17 protein-coding genes and 1 pseudogene are annotated in these 17,833 nt (G+C 64.5%); 17 read left to right on the top strand and 1 reads right to left on the bottom strand.

The genetic code is table 11. The features are described 5' to 3' along the window. The first annotated feature begins 250 nt into the window (after positions 1 to 250). From ACUSIJ_RS10555 to ACUSIJ_RS10490, 14 genes and pseudogenes are all read left to right on the top strand, one after another. Positions 251 to 1,057, top strand: a complete 807-nt coding sequence (locus tag ACUSIJ_RS10555; RefSeq protein WP_449308496.1) for an ABC transporter substrate-binding protein — start codon at positions 251 to 253, stop codon at positions 1,055 to 1,057. A 66-nt stretch (positions 1,058 to 1,123) separates the two neighbouring features. Beyond that, positions 1,124 to 1,789 carry an amino acid ABC transporter permease gene (locus ACUSIJ_RS10550; protein WP_449308350.1) on the top strand — a complete coding sequence of 222 codons (666 nt, stop codon included), beginning with the start codon at positions 1,124 to 1,126 and terminating at the stop codon, positions 1,787 to 1,789. 14 nt (positions 1,790 to 1,803) lie between these two features. After that, a complete protein-coding gene (locus ACUSIJ_RS10545) occupies positions 1,804 to 2,457 on the top strand; it encodes an amino acid ABC transporter permease (RefSeq protein ID WP_449308349.1) in 654 nt (217 codons plus the stop codon). Continuing rightward, entirely contained in the window at positions 2,450 to 3,172 is a 723-nt protein-coding gene (locus tag ACUSIJ_RS10540; protein ID WP_449308348.1) for an amino acid ABC transporter ATP-binding protein, read from the top strand. Before ACUSIJ_RS10545 ends, ACUSIJ_RS10540 begins: the two co-directional genes overlap by 8 nt. Continuing rightward, positions 3,172 to 4,413, top strand: coding sequence for an NAD(P)/FAD-dependent oxidoreductase (locus ACUSIJ_RS10535; protein ID WP_449308495.1), 1,242 nt, complete (start codon positions 3,172 to 3,174; stop codon positions 4,411 to 4,413). Before ACUSIJ_RS10540 ends, ACUSIJ_RS10535 begins: the two co-directional genes overlap by 1 nt. A 3-nt stretch (positions 4,414 to 4,416) precedes the next feature. After that, on the top strand, positions 4,417 to 5,418 hold the full coding sequence (locus tag ACUSIJ_RS10530) for a 4-hydroxyproline epimerase (RefSeq protein ID WP_449308347.1): 1,002 nt from the start codon (positions 4,417 to 4,419) through the stop codon (positions 5,416 to 5,418). A gap of 191 nt (positions 5,419 to 5,609) precedes the next feature. Further along, positions 5,610 to 5,861: pseudogene (locus ACUSIJ_RS10525) on the top strand (TRAP transporter small permease); the annotation flags it as partial. A 58-nt stretch (positions 5,862 to 5,919) separates the two neighbouring features. Further along, on the top strand, positions 5,920 to 7,638 hold the full coding sequence (gene lhpI / locus ACUSIJ_RS10520) for a cis-3-hydroxy-L-proline dehydratase (RefSeq protein WP_449308346.1): 1,719 nt from the start codon (positions 5,920 to 5,922) through the stop codon (positions 7,636 to 7,638). A gap of 24 nt (positions 7,639 to 7,662) precedes the next feature. Next, the gene (locus ACUSIJ_RS10515) at positions 7,663 to 8,691 is read left to right on the top strand and encodes a trans-3-hydroxy-L-proline dehydratase (protein ID WP_449308345.1); all 1,029 of its coding nucleotides are present in this window, start codon (positions 7,663 to 7,665) and stop codon (positions 8,689 to 8,691) included. 385 nt (positions 8,692 to 9,076) lie between these two features. Further along, complete coding sequence (locus tag ACUSIJ_RS10510; protein ID WP_449308344.1) at positions 9,077 to 10,672, top strand: ABC transporter substrate-binding protein; 1,596 nt, start codon at positions 9,077 to 9,079, stop codon at positions 10,670 to 10,672. Positions 10,673 to 10,851: 179 nt separating this feature from the next. Continuing rightward, complete coding sequence (locus tag ACUSIJ_RS10505; RefSeq protein ID WP_449308343.1) at positions 10,852 to 11,859, top strand: ABC transporter permease subunit; 1,008 nt, start codon at positions 10,852 to 10,854, stop codon at positions 11,857 to 11,859. A 7-nt stretch (positions 11,860 to 11,866) separates the two neighbouring features. After that, positions 11,867 to 12,787: an ABC transporter permease subunit gene (locus ACUSIJ_RS10500; RefSeq protein WP_449308342.1), complete on the top strand. Its 921-nt coding sequence runs from the start codon at positions 11,867 to 11,869 to the stop codon at positions 12,785 to 12,787. Positions 12,788 to 12,789: 2 nt separating this feature from the next. Further along, positions 12,790 to 13,635, top strand: coding sequence for an ABC transporter ATP-binding protein (locus ACUSIJ_RS10495; RefSeq protein WP_449308341.1), 846 nt, complete (start codon positions 12,790 to 12,792; stop codon positions 13,633 to 13,635). After that, the gene (locus ACUSIJ_RS10490) at positions 13,632 to 14,480 is read left to right on the top strand and encodes a dipeptide ABC transporter ATP-binding protein (protein ID WP_449308340.1); all 849 of its coding nucleotides are present in this window, start codon (positions 13,632 to 13,634) and stop codon (positions 14,478 to 14,480) included. The genes ACUSIJ_RS10495 and ACUSIJ_RS10490 overlap by 4 nt, the downstream gene beginning before the upstream one ends. Before the next feature lie 43 nt (positions 14,481 to 14,523). Here the strand turns inward: ACUSIJ_RS10490 and ACUSIJ_RS10485 are convergent, their stop codons facing one another. Continuing rightward, positions 14,524 to 15,678, bottom strand: a complete 1,155-nt coding sequence (locus ACUSIJ_RS10485) for a M24 family metallopeptidase (RefSeq protein ID WP_449308339.1) — start codon at positions 15,676 to 15,678, stop codon at positions 14,524 to 14,526. Positions 15,679 to 15,813: 135 nt separating this feature from the next. On the opposite strand from ACUSIJ_RS10485, the gene ACUSIJ_RS10480 reads away from it, so the two are divergent. From ACUSIJ_RS10480 to ACUSIJ_RS10470, 3 genes are all read left to right on the top strand, one after another. Further along, positions 15,814 to 16,050 (top strand): hypothetical protein, encoded by a 237-nt coding sequence (locus ACUSIJ_RS10480; RefSeq protein ID WP_449308338.1) that lies wholly within the window; start codon positions 15,814 to 15,816, stop codon positions 16,048 to 16,050. A 183-nt stretch (positions 16,051 to 16,233) separates the two neighbouring features. Continuing rightward, positions 16,234 to 16,737, top strand: a complete 504-nt coding sequence (locus tag ACUSIJ_RS10475; protein WP_449308337.1) for an RNA polymerase sigma factor — start codon at positions 16,234 to 16,236, stop codon at positions 16,735 to 16,737. Between the two features lie 99 nt (positions 16,738 to 16,836). Further along, the gene (locus ACUSIJ_RS10470; RefSeq protein ID WP_449308336.1) at positions 16,837 to 17,799 is read left to right on the top strand and encodes a FecR family protein; all 963 of its coding nucleotides are present in this window, start codon (positions 16,837 to 16,839) and stop codon (positions 17,797 to 17,799) included. Positions 17,800 to 17,833 lie beyond the last annotated feature (34 nt).

The raw sequence follows: 17,833 nt of genomic DNA, 5'->3' as shown, positions 1-17,833 counted from the left end.
AAAGCAGGACAGACGACATAAAACGCGTATTGACCATACACGCATAGCATACATAAAATATACATGTTCGGAACGAAGGCCAGCCCGCATCGTTTCGCCCTGCACCGACCGTTCTCGACGAAGGGAGCAGAAAACTTCCGGCCACGCTGTATACATGTTGTATATTTTATTTGATTTGTGCGGTCCAATGGGGGATAGTTGGCACCGTTCATCAACCAAGAAGACACACTCAGAGGGGTGAATGATGAAGATGAAGCTGAAGCTTTCCGTACTTGGCCTCGCGGCCGCCATCGCGATGACCGGCCCGGCGCAGGCCGACAAGCTGGATGACATCATTTCCTCGGGCGTGCTGCGTTGCGCGGTCGTGCTCGATTTCCCGCCCATGGGCTCGCGTGACGAGTCCAACAATCCGATCGGCTTCGATGTCGATTACTGCAACGATCTCGCAGCGGCGCTCGGCGTCAAGTCGGAGATCGTCGAGACGCCGTTCCCCGAACGTATTCCGGCGCTCATGTCGGGCCGCGTCGACGTGGGCGTCGCTTCCACATCGGACACGCTGGAACGCGCCAAGACGGTGGGCATGTCGATCCCATATTTCGCATTCGAGATGGCGGTCACGGCCAATGACAAATCGGGCATCGCGTCCTTCGAGGATATGAAGGGCAAGACGGTGGGCGCCACGGCGGGCACCTATGAGGCCATTGCGCTGGAAGCGCAGGTCAAGGAGTGGGGTGAGGGGACCTTCCGGCCCTACCAAACCCAGGCGGACGTCTTCCTGGCGGTGAGCCAGGGGCACCTCGACGCCACTGTCTCGACCTCGACAGTCGCCCAGGCCAACGTGAAGTCCGGCAAGTTCCCCGGCATTTCCGTCGTCGGCACGGCTCCTTTTGATATCGACTACGTCGCGCTCTTCACCGTGCGGGATGAATACGGCCTTCTCAATTATCTGAACCTGTTCGTGAACCAGCAGGTTCGTACCGGTCGCTATGCTGAACTCTATGAAAAGTGGATTGGCGGCGAAGTGCCGGATCTGACTGTCAACGGCGTCTACCGCTGACCTTACCGTCCGTGGGCGGCGGGGAGTGCAGGCCGCCGCCTCACCCGATTGTAATGTGAGGCGGGAATGCTGAACTATTCATTTCGCTGGAACCAGGCGTTCAACGCCTTACCCCAGCTTCTGGACGGCGCTCTGGTGACCCTGCAGATCGCCGTCCTGTCGATGGTCATAGGCATTGCCTGTGCCATTGCCCTGACGTTGTTCCGCAGGTCGGGCAACCGTGTTCTGACCGGTTTCGCCGTTGCCTGGGTGGAGGTCGCCCGCAACACCCCCGCCCTGTTCCAGATCTACATGGCGCATTTCGGACTGGGCAATTTCGGCATCCATCTGAGCCCCTATGCTGCGCTGCTCGCCGGCATCGCCTTCAACAATGCCGGCTATCTGGCGGAGAACTTCCGCGGGGCCCTCAAAGCCATACCCGATACCCAGGTGCGCGCCGCCCGCTCGCTCGGCATGACCGGGCTCCAGTCGTTCCGACTGATCGTTCTGCCGCAAATGCTGCGTGTCGCCTTCCTGCCGATGACGAACCAGATGGTGTGGGCCATCCTGATGACGTCGCTCGGCGTCACGGTGGGCATGAACACCGATCTTGCCGGCATCACCCAGGAACTGAACGCGCGCTCCTTCCGCACCTTTGAATTCTTCGCTCTGGCCGCCGTGATCTATTACGTCATCGCCAAGGCGGTCACCCTGTCGGCCCGCCTCCTGGCCTGGCGCCTGTTCCGTTACTGAGAGAGAGGTGAGTGATGTTCGAGACAGCTCTCACTTGGAACGACCTGCTCTTCCTTGCCCAGGGCGCGTGGATGACGCTGCAGGTCACCGCTATTGCCGTGGCGGCGGGCACGCTGCTTGGCGTCGTGTTCGGCATTATCCGGTTCGAACTGGGGCCTTACTGGTCCATACCGCTGGCCCTCGTGCTGGATGTCTTCCGGTCGGTGCCGCTTCTGATTCAGCTCGTGCTGGGCAACGCGTTCCAGTCGATCGCGCAGCTCGGCTGGGGGCCGTTCGTCACCTCCTGCGTCGTGCTGTCGCTCTATACCGCCGCCTACTGCACGGAGATCGTGCGCGGCAGCATCGAGGCCGTGCCCCCGACCACGCGCCGCGCTGCGCGTTCCCTCGGGATGACATGGTGGCAGGACACGCGCTACATCGCGGCGCCGCTCGCGACCCGCGTCGCCTTGCCCTCGTGGATCGGTCTCACGCTGGGCGTGATGAAGGACTCGACGCTCGTGCTCTGGCTTGGCCTGATCGAGCTGCTGCGCGCATCGCAAATCCTCGTTACCCGGCTGCAGGAGCCGCTCTTCATCCTGATGATCTGCGGAGCCATCTACTTCATCATCAGCTTCCCCGTAGCCCGGCTGGGTGGGTATCTCGAACGACGGTGGTCCCCGAATGATTGAGATCGAAAATGTCCACAAGTCCTTCGGCTCGCTGAAGGTTCTGAAAGGGATTGACCTGATTGTCAGCAAGGGCGAGGTTGTCACCATCATCGGCGGATCGGGATCGGGCAAGTCGACGCTGCTGACCTGCATCAACGGGCTCGAGCCGATCGATAGCGGCCGGATCGTGATCGACGGCACGGAAGTGCACGCCAGAACCACCGATCTCAACAAGCTGCGCCGCAAGGTGGGCATCGTTTTCCAGCAGTGGAACGCCTTCCCGCACCTGACCGTGCTGGAGAATGTGATGCTCGCCCCGCGCAAGGTGCTGGGGCTGTCGAAGCGCGAGGCCGAGGAGATCGCGGTCAGGCAATTGACCCATGTCGGGCTTGCCGAGAAGCTTTCGACCTATCCCAACAGGCTCTCGGGTGGGCAGCAGCAGCGCATGGCGATTGCCCGCGCGCTGGCGATGTCCCCCGCGTACATGCTGTTCGATGAAGTGACCTCGGCGCTTGATCCCCAGCTTGTGGGCGAGGTGCTCGATACCCTGAAGATGCTCGCCGAAGAAGGGATGACGATGATCTGCGTCACCCATGAAATGGCCTTCGCGCGCGACGTATCCGACAGGGTGGCCTTCTTCCATCAGGGTATCATGGCTGAAATAGGCACGCCGGAACAGATATTCGGCTCGCCGCAGAATCCGGAGACGAAAAAATTTCTCTCGAGCGTCCGTTGATATCAACGCCCGATGTCATCGTCGTCGGTGCGGGCGTTGTCGGACTTTCCGCCGCGATCGCCGCGCAGGAACGCGGACTGTCGGTCCGGGTCCTCGATCGCGAGGGGCCTGCGGCGGGCGCATCGGCCGGCAATGCCGGCGCGTTCGCCTTTACCGACATCCTGCCGCTCGCATCCCCTGGCATCCTGCGGAAGGCGCCGAAATGGCTGCTCGACCCGCTCGGACCGCTCACGGTGCCGCCTGCCTATGCGTTGCGGATCGCGCCATGGATGTTCCGTTTCTGGCGCGCCTGCTCGCCGGAGCGGGTCGCCCTGTCGACCAGAGCGCAGACGGCCCTGATGGACCTGTCGAAGGCGGAACTGGAGCCCTTCCTCGCCAGAACCGGAACGCAGGCCATGCTTCGCAAGGCGGGGAACCTGCAAGTCTACGAGGGCGAGGCCGAACTCAAGGCATCCCTGCCCGGATGGAAGGCGCGCGAGGCGCATGGCATCGATTTCCGCCACCTGACGGCGGCGGAGATGGCCGACATCCAGCCGGGCCTGTCGCCACGTTTCACGCACGGCACTTTCACGCCGGGATGGTATTCCATCGCCGATCCGAAGCTCTATACCCTTGCGCTGGCGGAGCATTTCGTCGCCGCGGGCGGCGCGATCGACATCGCCGAAGCGTCCGGCCTGCAACCCGTCGACGGCAGTGTCGAGGTGCTGACGGCGGGGGGAGGCTCCCGCCGTGCCGGACAGGTCGTGCTGGCGGCCGGCGCCTTCTCCCACCGCCTTGCCCGGACGATCGGCGAGACGATTCCGCTGGAGACCGAGCGCGGCTACAACACGACCCTGCCGCCGGACGCCTTCGACCTGCGCACGCAGGTGACATTCGGCGGCCACGGTTTCGTGGTTTCCCGCCTGTCGACCGGCATTCGTGTCGGTGGGGCCGTGGAACTGGGCGGGCTCGATCTGCCGCCCAACTTCCGCCGCTCGGAAGCCATGCTGACGAAGGCGCAAGGCTTCCTGCCCGGGCTCAGAACCGCGGGCGGCGTGCAGTGGATGGGGTTCCGCCCCTCTCTGCCGGACAGCCTGCCCGTCATCGGCCGCGCCCGCGCCGCCCCGCGTGTCGTTTACGCCTTCGGTCACGGCCATCTCGGCCTCACCCAATCCGCGGGGACAGCCCGGCTCGTCGCCGACCTGCTGACGGACCACGCCCCCGTCATCGATCTTGCACCTTTTTCATCCCAGAGGTTCTGAACCATGGCCACCCACACCTTTTCCTGTATCGACGGGCATACGTGCGGTAACCCCGTCCGCCTGGTTTCGGGTGGCGGGCCCCGGCTCGAAGGCGCCAACATGCTGGAAAGGCGCGCCCATTTCCTGCGTGAATTCGACTGGGTCCGCACCGGGCTGATGTTCGAGCCGCGTGGGCACGACATGATGTCCGGCGCGATCCTCTACCCGCCGACCCGGCCCGACTGCGATGTGGCGGTGCTGTTCATCGAAACGTCGGGGTGCCTGCCGATGTGTGGCCACGGGACGATCGGCACCATCACCATGGGCATCGAGAACGGGCTCATCATTCCGCGCGAGCCGGGGAGGCTGTCCATCGACACGCCCGCCGGCAAGGTCGACATCACCTACCGGCAGAAGGGCCGCTTCGTCGAGGAAGTTCGGCTCACCAACGTCCCGAGCTTCCTCTACGCGGAGGGCCTGACCGCAATCGTGGAGGGGCTGGGCGAGATCGTGGTCGACGTGGCCTACGGCGGCAACTTCTACGCCATCGTCGAGGAGCAGAAGAATTTTCGCGACATGGCCGATCATACGGCGGGAGAACTTGTCGGCTGGTCCCCGAAGCTGCGGGCGGCACTGAACGAGAAATACGAATTCGCGCACCCCGAACATCCGGAAATCAGCGGCCTGAGCCATATCCAGTGGACGGGAAAGCCGTCGGCGCCGGAGGCGCATGCCCGCAACGCCGTGTTCTACGGCGAGAAGGCGATCGACCGCTCACCCTGCGGCACTGGCACCTCGGCCCGGATGGCGCAGCTTGCCGCCAAGGGAAAGCTCAAGGTCGGCGACGAGTTCGTGCACGAGAGCATCATCGGCTCGCTGTTCAGGGGGCGGGTGGAGGCGGCAGCCTCCGTCTCCGGCCGCGAGGCGATCATTCCCTCCATCGCGGGCTGGGCGCGCATGACCGGATACAACACGATCTTCATCGACGACCGCGACCCCTTCGCCCACGGTTTCGTCGTGAAATGATTGCTGCAGGTGCGCGATACGGCTCATGGCCTGCGCACCGGCCGTCTGAATTCGAAGGAGCAACACACACGCAGCAGAGCGTTTCCACCCACACCGGCGTCAATATCCAAAGCTGACGTTGACACAATAGATTTTATACAACACACTTGTCGACAACAAATATCCGAGCAATCGGAAGCGGGGAACAAGTTATGCAGCACGCTGAAAACACGGGGCCGCAGTCGCTTGTCTTGTGGCGTGATATTGTTTGGTTATCTGAAAAACTGCTTTCAGTGGAGCGAAGAGCCATTATACTGCTGATGTTCCTTCTGATTGGCGCGATACTTCTCAATGTGGTGACGCGCTATTCTAGTCATCCGATTTACTGGGTGGATGAATGCGCGGTTTATTGCATCGTCTGGCTCACCTTCATCGGGGCCTCGGTCATGACACGGCTGAGGCTCGTCGGCTCAGGGAATCGACGTGAGGTCCGCGCGGCCATCGCGTAATTGACGAGGAGCGATGTTGACGAAATCCGATATGCCCTGTGCGGCGGCTGCTCCCGAAGCCCTCAGCATCCTTGCGGGTTCGGCGAGCGGACCTGTGGTCGCGTCGCCGGAAGCGCTGAGCTTCTGGGGCGGCGTGGACCCGGCGACCGGTCGCGTCATCGACGTTCATCATCCCCTGCATGACGTATGCCTGACCGGCAGCATCCTGATGATGCCGACGAGCCGGGGCTCGTGCACGGGGTCGGGCGTGCTGCTCGACCTGATCCTGAGCGGGCGGGCACCGGCGGCGCTCGTGTTCTGCGAATCCGAGGACGTGCTGACGCTCGGTGCGCTGATTGCAGCCGAAATGTTCGGCAGGCCGCTGCCGGTGCTGCGGCTCGATCCCGTGTCTTTTGCCGCGCTCTCGCGGGCGAAGACGGCCCGCATCCGCCCGGGCGCCATCGAGGCGGAAGGGCTGAATATGCCGGTATCGCGGCCGGAGGCTGCGGCCCTTGATCTCACCGGTGCCGACAGGGCCATGCTGGACGGCGCTGCGGGTGCGGCGGCGAGCCAGGCGATGCGGATCGTCTGCGCCATGGCGCTGCAACAGGGCGCGCGCAGCCTGGTCGACGTGACACAGGGCCATATCGATGGCTGCATCTATGCCAGCCCTGCCAATCTGACTTTCGCCGAAAAGATGGCGGACATAGGCGCAAGGGTGCGCATTCCCACGACGATGAACGCGATCTCCGTCGATCGGGCCAACTGGCGGGCGCAGGGCCTGCAGCCATCGTTCGGAGACCCGGCCGCACGGCTTGCGGATGCCTATGTCCGCATGGGTTGCCGGCCGACGTTCACCTGCGCCCCCTATCTGCTCGACAGCGCGCCCCACGCGGGGGAGTCGATCGCCTGGGCGGAATCGAACGCCGTGGTCTTCGCCAATTCCGTGCTGGGAGCGCGGACGGCCAAGCACCCGGATTTTCTCGACCTTTGCATCGCCCTGACCGGCCGCGCCCCGCTCGCGGGCGTCTATCTCGACGACAACCGCAGGGCGCAGCGCGTTATCGACTTCGACCTGCCGCCCGTGGTCGACGACGCGTTCTGGCCGCTCGTCGGCTATGTCGCGGGCAAGGCCTCGCCCGACCGCATTCCACTCCTGCGCGGTCTTGCGGCCGCCGCGCCGTCCCGCGACGATCTGAAGGCGCTGTGCGCGGCCTTCGGCACGACATCCGCCGCGCCGATGCTGCATGTGGACGGCATCACGCCCGAAGCCGACGGGGCGCTCGCTTCCGCTGCGGACGAGCTCGCCATTTCACGCGCCGACATGGCGGCGGCATGGGACATGCTGAACGATGGTCCCGAGGCAGTCGAACTCGTCGCCATCGGCAGCCCGCACGCGTCGCTCGAGGAATGCCGGGCGCTAGTGCACGCGCTCGGCGGCCGCCGACGGCATCGGGACGTGGCCGTGATCGTCACGGCGGGTCATGCCGTCATCGCACAGGCCCGGGAGGACGGCACGCTTTCCCGGCTTGAGAACAGCGGTGTTCAGGTTCTGCCTGACCTTTGCTGGTGTTCGATATCGGAACCGGTCTTTCCAGTCCGGACACGCGCGGTGATGACCAATTCCGGCAAGTATGCCCATTACGGCCCCGGCCTTTCCGGAAGGGCGGTACGCCTTGGGAGCCTTGCCGACTGCATCACCGCCGCGCTGACGGGACGCGTTCCCGTCCACCGGCCGGACTGGCTTTTGTGAGCAACCCGTCCTCGTGAGGATCTCATGCGCAGTTCAAGAACCATCCATGTCATCTCCGCCCATGCCGAAGGCGAGGTTGGCGATGTCATCGTGGGCGGCGTCGCCCCGCCGCCGGGCGACACGCTGTGGGAACAGAGCCGCTGGCTCGCAAAGGACAACACCTTGCGCAACTTCGTCCTCAACGAACCGCGCGGCGGCGTCTTCCGGCACGTCAATCTTCTGGTGCCGCCCAGGCACCCGGAGGCGGATGCGGGGTTCATCATCATGGAGCCGGAGTACAACCCGCCGATGTCCGGTTCGAACTCGATCTGTGTCGCGACCGTCCTGCTCGATTCAGGGATCGTGCCGATGCAGGAGCCGGAGACCCATCTCACGCTCGAAGCGCCGGGCGGACTGGTGAAGGTGCGGGCCGAATGCCGCAACGGCAAGGCCGAGCGCATCTTTGTCCAGAACCTGCCGAGCTTCGCCGCCCAGCTCGATGCGACACTCGAGGTGGAGGGGCTGGGTACGCTGACGGTCGATACCGCCTATGGCGGCGACAGCTTCGTCATCGTCGATGCTGCCGCCATGGGGCTGCGCCTTGTCGCGGACGAAGCCCACGACATCGCCCGCCTCGGCGTGCGCATCACAAAAGCGGCGAACAGCGCGCTGCGCTTCGAGCATCCGGAGAATCCCGACTGGAATCATTTCTCGTTCTGCCTGTTCGCCGGTCCGGTGGAGCGGAACGGCAACGACCTGCGGGCGGGATCGGCCGTGACCGTCCAGCCCGGCAAGATCGACCGGTCCCCGACCGGCACCGCCCTGTCCGCCCGCATGGCGGTCCTGCACGCGCGCGAACAGATGGGACTTTCCGACAGGCTGACGACCGTTTCCGTGATCGGCTCGACATTCGTCGGCCGGATCGTCGGCACCACGACGGTTGGCGGCCACAGGGCGATCCTGCCCGAAATATCCGGCCGTGCCTGGATTACCGGTATCCACCAGCACATGCTGGACCCGGCCGATCCCTGGCCGGAGGGCTACCGCGTGGCGGACACCTGGGGCGTGCGATAGGAGGGGCGTGCGATAGGAGAAATCCGTGTTCCGATCGGATGGAATCGTCCGATCATGCGTTCACGACAAAGGAACGGGGGGCATGTCACCATTTTCATGAATCCTGACCCCTCGTCGAGCGGAATGCAACAGCGGCCCTGACGGTTGCCAGTCGCTGTTATGTGATGAAGGTGGGGCGTATCGTCATGGTGTGGAGGCAGACATTCTGCTGAACAATCCGGAGATTCGGAAGGCCCATCCCGGCGGATAGACGATCGACGGAGGACTGCATGCAACACATTGATCCATAGAATGGAGATGGGGGCACGACCGGTGCCGCACCCGCCTCCTCGGAAGCTGCATGATTTTTGGTCGATGAAAACTCAGAACAGAGGGAAGAAGTCAGATGATACGCAAAACAATGTATGTGGCGGCTGCCGTCACGGCGATGCTGCTCGCCGGCACCGCCTCTGCCAAAACCCTGATCTATTGCTCGGAAGGATCACCGGAGGGCTTCGATCCCGCGCCCTACACCGCCGGAACAACCAACGATGCGTCGTCGAAGGCGATCTATAACCGCCTGGTGGAGTTCGAAAAGGGTGAAACGACGCTCGTGCCGGCACTTGCCGAGAGGTGGGAGGTCTCCGACGACGGTCTCGAATACACGTTTCACCTGCGTCAGGGCGTGAAGTTCCATACCACGCCGTTCTTCACGCCGACCCGCGAGTTCAATGCCGACGACGTGCTCTTCTCCTTCAATCGCCAGCGCGACAAGGACAACCCGTGGTATCAATATACGGCGGGCATCGCGTGGGACTATTTCGACAGCATGGACATGTCCAATCTCATCAAGGACATCGTCAAGGTCGACGATCACACGGTGAAGTTCGTGCTGAACCATCCCGAGGCGCCGTTCGTCGCCAATCTCGGGATGGACTTCGCATCGATCCTGTCGAAGGAATATGCCGACAAGCTTGAGGCTGATGACAATAAGGCGAATATCAACCTTGCGCCGATCGGTACCGGGCCTTTTGCCTTCGTTGCCTATCAGAAGGACGCCGTCATCCGTTATGCTGCCCATCCGGATTACTGGGGCGGCAAGCAGCCGATCGATACTCTCATCTTCGCCATCACCAACGATCCGGCCGTGCGCGTGCAGAAGCTGAAGGCCGGCGAGTGCCACGCGGCGCCCTATCCGCCGCCGGCCGACCTCGCGGGGCTTCAGGCCGATCCCAATCTGCAGGTCGATGAGCAGGCGGGTCTGAACATCGCCTATCTCGCCTATAACACCCGTATAGCGCCGTTCGACAAGCCGGAGGTGCGTCGCGCGCTCAACCAGGCCATCAACAAGCAGGCGATCATCGACGCCGTGTTCCAGGGCTCCGGTCAGGTGGCGAAGAATCCGATTCCGCCGACGATGTGGGGCTATAACGAGAGCATCGTGGACGACAGCTACGACCCCGAGGCCGCCAAGAAGGCGCTTGAGGCCGCCGGCGTCGAAAACCTCAAGATGAAGGTCTGGGCGATGCCGGTGAGCCGGCCCTACATGCCCAACGCACGCCGCACCGCGGAGCTGATCCAGGCCGATTTCGCCAAGGTGGGCGTCGAGGTCGAGATCGTCTCGATGGAATGGGGTGAATACCTCAAGAAGGCAGCGGAGGTCGATCGCGACGGTGCCGTCATCCTCGGCTGGACGGGCGACAACGGCGATCCCGACAACTTCATGGGTGTGCTGCTGGGCTGCGCCGGCGTCGGCAACAACAACCGGGCCCAGTGGTGCTACAAGCCCTTCGACGACCTCGTCCAGAAGGCGAAGACCCTGTCCGATCAGGCCGAGCGCACGAAGCTCTACGAGGAGGCGCAGCAGATCTTCAAGGACCAGGCGCCGTGGGCGACCCTCGCTCATTCCACGGTCTTCCAGCCGCTGTCCAAGAAAGTGACCGGCTACAAGATGGATCCGCTCGGCTCGCACCGCTTCGACGGTGTCGATCTTACCGACTGAACCCTTGTAGAACGACGTTTGTCCGCCCGACGGAGCTCGCTGCCGGGCGGAACGTGCATTGGCCGGACGGGCCTCCCGCTCCTCGGGATAAGTCTCGTTGCCCGGGAAACCCGCCCGGACGTCCAGGTTGCGGGGGAGGTTGCGAACGGCGTTCGCGCCTCCTCCATTGAGGTGTCTCCATGTTCCGTTTCATCCTCGGACGGCTGCTCTATCTGGTGCCCACGCTCATCGGCATCACGATTGTGGCCTTCGGATTCGTGCGTGTGCTGCCGGGCGATCCCGTGCTGCTGATGGCGGGCGAACGGGGCGTCAGCCCCGAGCGCCATGCCCAGCTGATGGCGCAATTCGGCTTCGACCGGCCGCTGTGGGAGCAATATCTGGAGTATGTTGGCGGTCTCCTGCAAGGCGATCTCGGCCAGTCCCTCATCACGAAAGCCCCCGTGGCACGGGAATTCCTCGCGCTGTTTCCGGCGACCGTCGAACTGAGCCTGTGCGCGATGTTCGTTGCCGTCGTCATCGGGATCCCGGCAGGCGTGATCGCGGCCGTCAAGCGCGGATCGTGGTTCGACCAGACGTCGATGGGGCTTGCCCTCGTCGGCTATTCCATGCCCATCTTCTGGTGGGGCCTGCTGCTGATCATCGTGTTCTCGGGCATCCTGCAGTGGACCCCGGTTTCCGGCCGTATCTCGCTCCTCTACTATTTCGAGCCGGTGACGGGCTTCATGCTGATCGACAGCCTGCTGTCGGGGGAGAAGGGGGCCTTCGCCTCCGCCGTCCAGCATCTCGTCCTGCCCACCGTCGTGCTGGCGACCATCCCGCTTGCCGTCATCGCCCGCCAGACCCGCTCGGCGATGCTGGAGGTGCTCGGCGAGGACTATGTGCGCACGGCCCGCGCCAAGGGCCTGTCGCCGCTGCGCGTGGTCGGCATCCATGCGCTGCGCAACGGCATGATCCCGGTCATCACGACGATCGGCCTGCAGGTGGGGGTGCTGCTCGCGGGCGCGATCCTCACGGAGACGATCTTCTCCTGGCCGGGGATCGGCAAGTGGCTGATCGATTCCATCTTCCGCCGCGACTATCCGTCGGTGCAGGGCGGGCTGCTGCTCGTCGCGCTGGTGGTCATGGCGGTCAATCTCACGGTCGATCTGCTCTACGGCCTCATCAATCCCCGCATCCGTCATCGCTGAGGCCGACATGAACGATACATCTTCCTTCGACAACGGCGCCATTCCGGCGGCCGGCGAAGCGCCGAGGCAGCGGGCGCTGGCCGCCTTCTGGTTCTACTTCAGCGAGAACCGCGGCGCGGTGATCGGCCTTGCGGTCTGCGTCGGCCTCGTGCTGATGGCGCTGCTGGCGCCATTCCTCGCGCCCCACGATCCGAGCGCGCAGTTCCGCGATGCCCTGCTCGCCCCGCCTGTCTGGCAGGACGGCGGGAGCACGCGATTCCTTCTCGGCACGGATGCGGTGGGGCGCGACATTCTTTCGCGCCTGATCTACGGTTCGCAGTTCTCGCTGTTCGTCGGCGTCGTCGTGGTCAGCATCGCGCTCGTCGTGGGCGTGACCACCGGCCTGATCGCCGGTTATTTCGGCGGTTTCATCGATGCCACGATCATGCGGATCATGGACGTCATCCTGTCGTTTCCCTCGCTGGTGCTGGCGATCGTGCTCGTCGCCGTCCTCGGGCCGGGTCTGACGAACGCCATGATCGCCATCGCGCTGATCCTGCAGCCGCATTTCGCGCGCCTCACCCGCGCTGCGGTGATCGCGGAGAAGAACCGTGAATATGTGACGGCGGCGCGGCTGTCCGGCGCGGGGCGGCTGCGGCTCATGTTCGTCACCATCCTGCCGAACTGCCTCGCGCCGCTGATCGTGCAGGCGACGCTATCCTTCTCCAACGCCATCCTCGATGCCGCGGCGCTGGGCTTCCTCGGCATGGGTGCACAGCCGCCGACGCCGGAATGGGGCACGATGCTGGCCGAGGCGCGGGAGTTCATCCTGCGGGCATGGTGGGTCGTCACCTTTCCCGGCCTCGCCATCCTGGTCACGGTGCTCGCCATCAATCTGGTCGGCGACGGGCTGCGCGACGCGCTCGATCCCAAACTGAAGAGGAGCTGACCGTGGCCCTGCTCGAAATCAGGAATCTCACAGTCTCGTTCGATACGTCGACGGGGCCGTTCCGGGCGGTCGATGGCATCGATCTGCATGTCGACCACGGCGAGGTCCTTGCCATTGTCGGCGAATCCGGGTCCGGCAAGTCGGTCGGCATGCTGGCGGTGATGGGGCTTCTGCCGCCGACCGCCACCGTGACGGCCGAGCGCATGGCCTTCGACGGCATCGACCTGCAGACGATGGGGCCGAAACAGCGCCGCAGCATCGTCGGCCGCGACATCGCCATGATCTTTCAGGAGCCGATCGCGAGCCTCAACCCGTGCTTCACGGTCGGCTTCCAGATCGAGGAAGTGCTGAAGTACCACGGGGGCTTGCGCGGGCGCGTCCGCCGGGCGCGGGCGGTGGAGCTGCTCGAGGCCGTGGGCCTCAACGAGGCGCACAAGCGGCTTTCGGCCTTTCCGCATCAGCTCTCCGGCGGGCAATGCCAGCGCATCATGATCGCGATGGCCATCGCCTGCAATCCGAGGCTGCTCATCGCCGACGAACCCACGACCGCGCTCGACGTCACCATCCAGAAGCAGATCCTCGACCTCCTGATGCGCCTGCAGGCCGAGCACGGCATGGGGCTCATCATGATCACCCACGACATGGGTGTCGTCGCGGAGACCGCGGACCGGGTGGTGGTTCAATACAGGGGCCGCAAGATGGAGGAGGCGGACGTCCTGTCGCTGTTCGAGGCGCCCAAGCACGCCTACACCCGCGCGCTGCTGTCCGCGCTGCCCGAGAATGCGGTCGGCGACCGGCTGCCCACGGTCGGCAGCTTCCTGCAGGAGACGACGGGAGACGCGCCATGACCGCCTATGCCCTTGAAACGCGCGCCATCTGCCGTGACTACGCCCTCGGTGGCGGCCTGTTCACGGCGAAGCGGGTTCTGCACGCCGTGAAGGATGTCAGCTTCCGGCTGGAAAAAGGCAAGACGCTCGCGGTCGTCGGCGAGAGCGGCTGCGGCAAGTCGACATTGGCGCGGATCCTGTCGCTGATCGATCCGCCGACATCCGGCGAACTCTATATCGACGGCGCGCGCATCGACCTCGCCGGCGAAGGTCTGACCCGCGACATGCGGCGCAAGGTGCAGATCGTATTCCAGAACCCTTATGGGTCGCTCAACCCGCGCCAGAAGATCGGCGACGCGCTGATGGAGCCGCTGCTGCTCAACACCGCCCTTCCGGGGGCCGAGCGGCGCGGGCGCGCCATGCATATGCTGCGCAAGGTCGGGCTGGGGCCGGAACACTTCAACCGCTATCCGCACATGTTCTCGGGCGGCCAGCGCCAGCGCATCGCCATCGCCCGCGCCCTCATGCTGAGTCCCGGCCTGCTGGTGCTCGACGAGCCGGTGTCGGCGCTCGATCTCTCCGTGCAGGCGCAGGTGCTGAATCTGCTCGCCGATCTGCAGGACGAGTTCGGCCTCACCTATGTCTTCATCAGCCACGATCTTTCCGTCGTGCACTACATCGCGGACGAGGTGATGGTGATGTACTACGGCGAGGTGGTGGAGGCGGGAACGCGCGATGCCGTGTTCGGCAACCCGCAGCACGACTATACGAAGAAGCTGTTCGCCGCGACGCCGCGCGCCGATGTCGACTCGATCCGGGAGCGGGTCGAGCGCCGGCGCAGGGCGCGGGCCGCGCAGCCGGCCTGAACCGCTCGCACGGCCGGCTCCGGTCATGAACCGGGGACGGGCATCATGCGCCGGCGAAGGGCTCGGTCGGGCCTTTCGCCGGCTCGGTGAACCAGCGCGGTCCCTCATCGGTCATGTAGACGTGGTCTTCCAGCCGGATGCCGAAGGCGTCGGGAACCACGATCATCGGCTCGACGGAAAAGCACATCCCCGCTTCCAGCAAGGTGGCGTTGCCGCGCACGATATAGGGCGGCTCGTGGATGTCGAGGCCGAGGCCGTGGCCGGCGCGGTGGGGCAGGCCGGGAAGCCGGTAGTCGGGCCCGAGGCCGGCCGCCTCTATGACGCCCCGCGCCGCAGCGTCGAGCGCCCCTGCGGGAGCGCCGATCCGCGCCGCCTCGAACACGGCCTGTTGCGCCGCGCGCTCGACAGCCCAGATCCGCGCCACCTCCGGTGACGGCTCGTCGAGCGTGTAGGTGCGGGTGAGGTCGGAGTGATACCCGTCGAGCCGGCAGCCCGTATCCACCAGGATGACGTCGCCTGCGGCAAGCGTCTGTTCGCCGTCGGCGCCGTGGGGCAGGGCGGTTGCCTTGCCGAAGGAGACGATGCAGAACGACGATCCCTCCGGCGCGCCGAGTTCACGGTGCTGCTCGTCGATGAAGCGCGTCACCTCCGACGTCCGGATGCCCGGCCGCATGATGGCGTGCGCGCGCCGCTGCACTTCGAGTGTCAGTGCCATGGCGTGGCGGATGATGGCGATCTCGGCGGGAGACTTGCGCAGGCGCAGGCCCCGCAGCAGGGGCGCGCCATCCATGACGCGCTCGATCCCGAGCGCGATGGCGAGGGGATAGAAGGCGAACAGCGGCAATGTGTCGTCGAGAGCCACCCTGCCGCCCGGACCGGCGAGATCGGCGACGAGAGCGGCCGCGTCCTCGTGCTCTTCCCAGATTGCGATCTCTCCGTCGACGTGCGGCAGGCTCTCCACGCGCGAGCGCTCGAAGCCGGGCACGATGTAGACGAGACGCGTCGGCAGCACGAGTGCGCCGAGCAGCCGCTCGCTCGGATGCCAGACGAGCCCGGTAAGGTAGCGCAGGCTTTCCGATGCGCCGAGCAGGACGGCGTCGATCCCCGCCGTCTGCATGAGCGCCCGCAGCCGTTCGAGACGCTGGGCGTATTCGGCGGGAGCGATGGGCGGCACGGCGTGTGGCCAGGACGCTGTCATCGAGGCTGTCATTGTTCTCGTCCGTTCTGTCATCGGTTGGAGAGAATTGCGTGGAGTCACGGGGAGTGATGTTCGCACCGCGATCGGGGCGAGCCGGCTGTGCCCCGCGCGGGGATGAACCGGATGGCACCATACATGAAAAACATCTTCTGCCGCTATCGCCGAGAGGGTGGAGGGTTCGAAAAACCTCTGGCTTTGAAAGCCGGTTTGCGATTCCGCTTTTCTGCGATTTCCCGTGCTGTCGATTTCGAGCCTCTCCGCCCGGAACTGGAGGCCGCGCTTTCCTGTGGCTGGTGTACGCCGGGGCCGGCGCGGCACTCTGGAATTGATATAAACTATTGCTATTGCATGGGAATTTTAAGGGCCGTATGAATAGCCCGTTGACGCTTTGCTCCTCCTGACCGCGTGTCGCCGCCATCTGACAGCGGTTTCGCGCCGGTTTTATGGAACGATCACGTCATTCTTCCGCTTGTGTGCGGCTGGTGCATGGTGCAGCCGGTCGGACGTCGTGTCGTGAAGCGGCGGCCCGCATCCGCCGCCCGTTGTGAGGATTCCATGAAATGGGATCTCGAGAGCCTGTTCGTCCGGCATGCGCGCGATATCAATCGCTTTCTGCGCCGGCGCGGGCACAGTGCTGAAACTGCGGACGATCTCACGCAGGACACCTTTGTGCGCGTGCTGGCGTCTCCACCGCCGGAGAGGGGACTCAATCATAACCCCAGGGCCTATCTCTATCAGGTCTCGCGCAATCTCAGCATCAACCACTGGCGCCGTGAAAGCCTGATCCGGACCGAGGACCTGACGGACGACGAGGCCGCCAGCGTCGCCGATCCGTCGCCGTCGGCAGAGGCGCTGGTCTATTCCCGCCAGTGTCTCGCCCAGGTCGAGAGCGCTCTTGCCGAACTGCCCGAGCGAACCCGGACCGCCTTCGAGATGCACCGGCTGGGGGAGAAGACCATCGCCGAAGTGGCGGAGGAACTCGGCTTGTCGACAGGACGCACCTGGGGGCTGATCCGTGAAGCCTACAGGCATCTTCTGACACGGGTCGACGATCCCTGAAATTTTTCATCCGAAGGTGAAATTTGAAGCCGTTCGCTTGTAATAAAAAGAGCAGGCGCGATTCTCGGCCTCTGATCGCAGCTTGTCGAAGGATGACGAATGAGCGAAGCGGGTAAGGGCGATGATCGGTTGATGGACGAAGCCATCGACCTCCTGATCCGTTTGCAGAACGATTCCGATAATCCTGTTGCGATCGAGATGATACAGGCGTGGCGGGCGCGCGGTCCCGAGCATGAACGTATCTGGGAACGCGTGTCGCGGATTCACGGCGCCAGCGGCAAGATCCTGACCGACCGCCGAAAGGCCGAGCGCCGCCAACGCCTTGGGCTGACCCGGCGAAATCTCGCGATCGGCGGCGCGGTCGGCCTCGGTGCGCTCGGCGCAGGGCGTTTCCTGCTTCCGGAGATGCTGGTGCGCGCACGCGCCGACTTCGTCACCGGCACAGGCGATATTCGCTATGTGACGCTGCCTGACGGCAGCGCCGTGACGCTCGGCCCCGACAGCGCCCTGGCCGTCGATTTCTCGGACGCCGATCGACGCATCGAGTTGCTGGCGGGCATGGCGTTTTTTGAGGTGGCGCATGAACCTGCAAGGCCCTTCTCGGTGGCGTGCGGGGAAGCCACCGCGACGGCATTGGGCACTGCCTACGACGTTTCCAACGACGCCGGTTATATCACCATCGGTGTCGACCATGGCGTGGTCGAGGCCCGCGCCGGGACCGCGATACCGGCAGCCGGTATCCGGCTGGAGACCGGCGACTGGCTGACGTTCGATCCGGTGTCGGACGAGGTGGAACGCGGCAGGCGCGAAGCGGGCCAGATCGGCTCGTGGCGCGACAATTTCATCGTTGCCGAGCGGGAGACGGTTTCGGCTCTCATCGCGCGCATCGGCCGCTGGATTCCCGGCCGGATCGTCATGGCCGATCCATTCGTCGGTTCCCAGCGCGTGAGCGGCATTTTCGACCTGAATGATCCCGGGCGGGCCCTTGAAGCCGTCGTCCATCCGGCAGGTGCACGCGTTCGGCGGGTGTCCTCTTTCCTCACCGTCATCTCGCCTCTCTGAAAAAATCCGCTGAAAAAGTGAAAATCCGGCGGCC

The sequence above is a fragment of the Pseudochelatococcus sp. B33 genome, from assembly GCF_053570585.1.
Note: the sequence above shows the minus strand (reverse complement) of the source record. Positions and strands in the feature narration are given on the sequence as shown.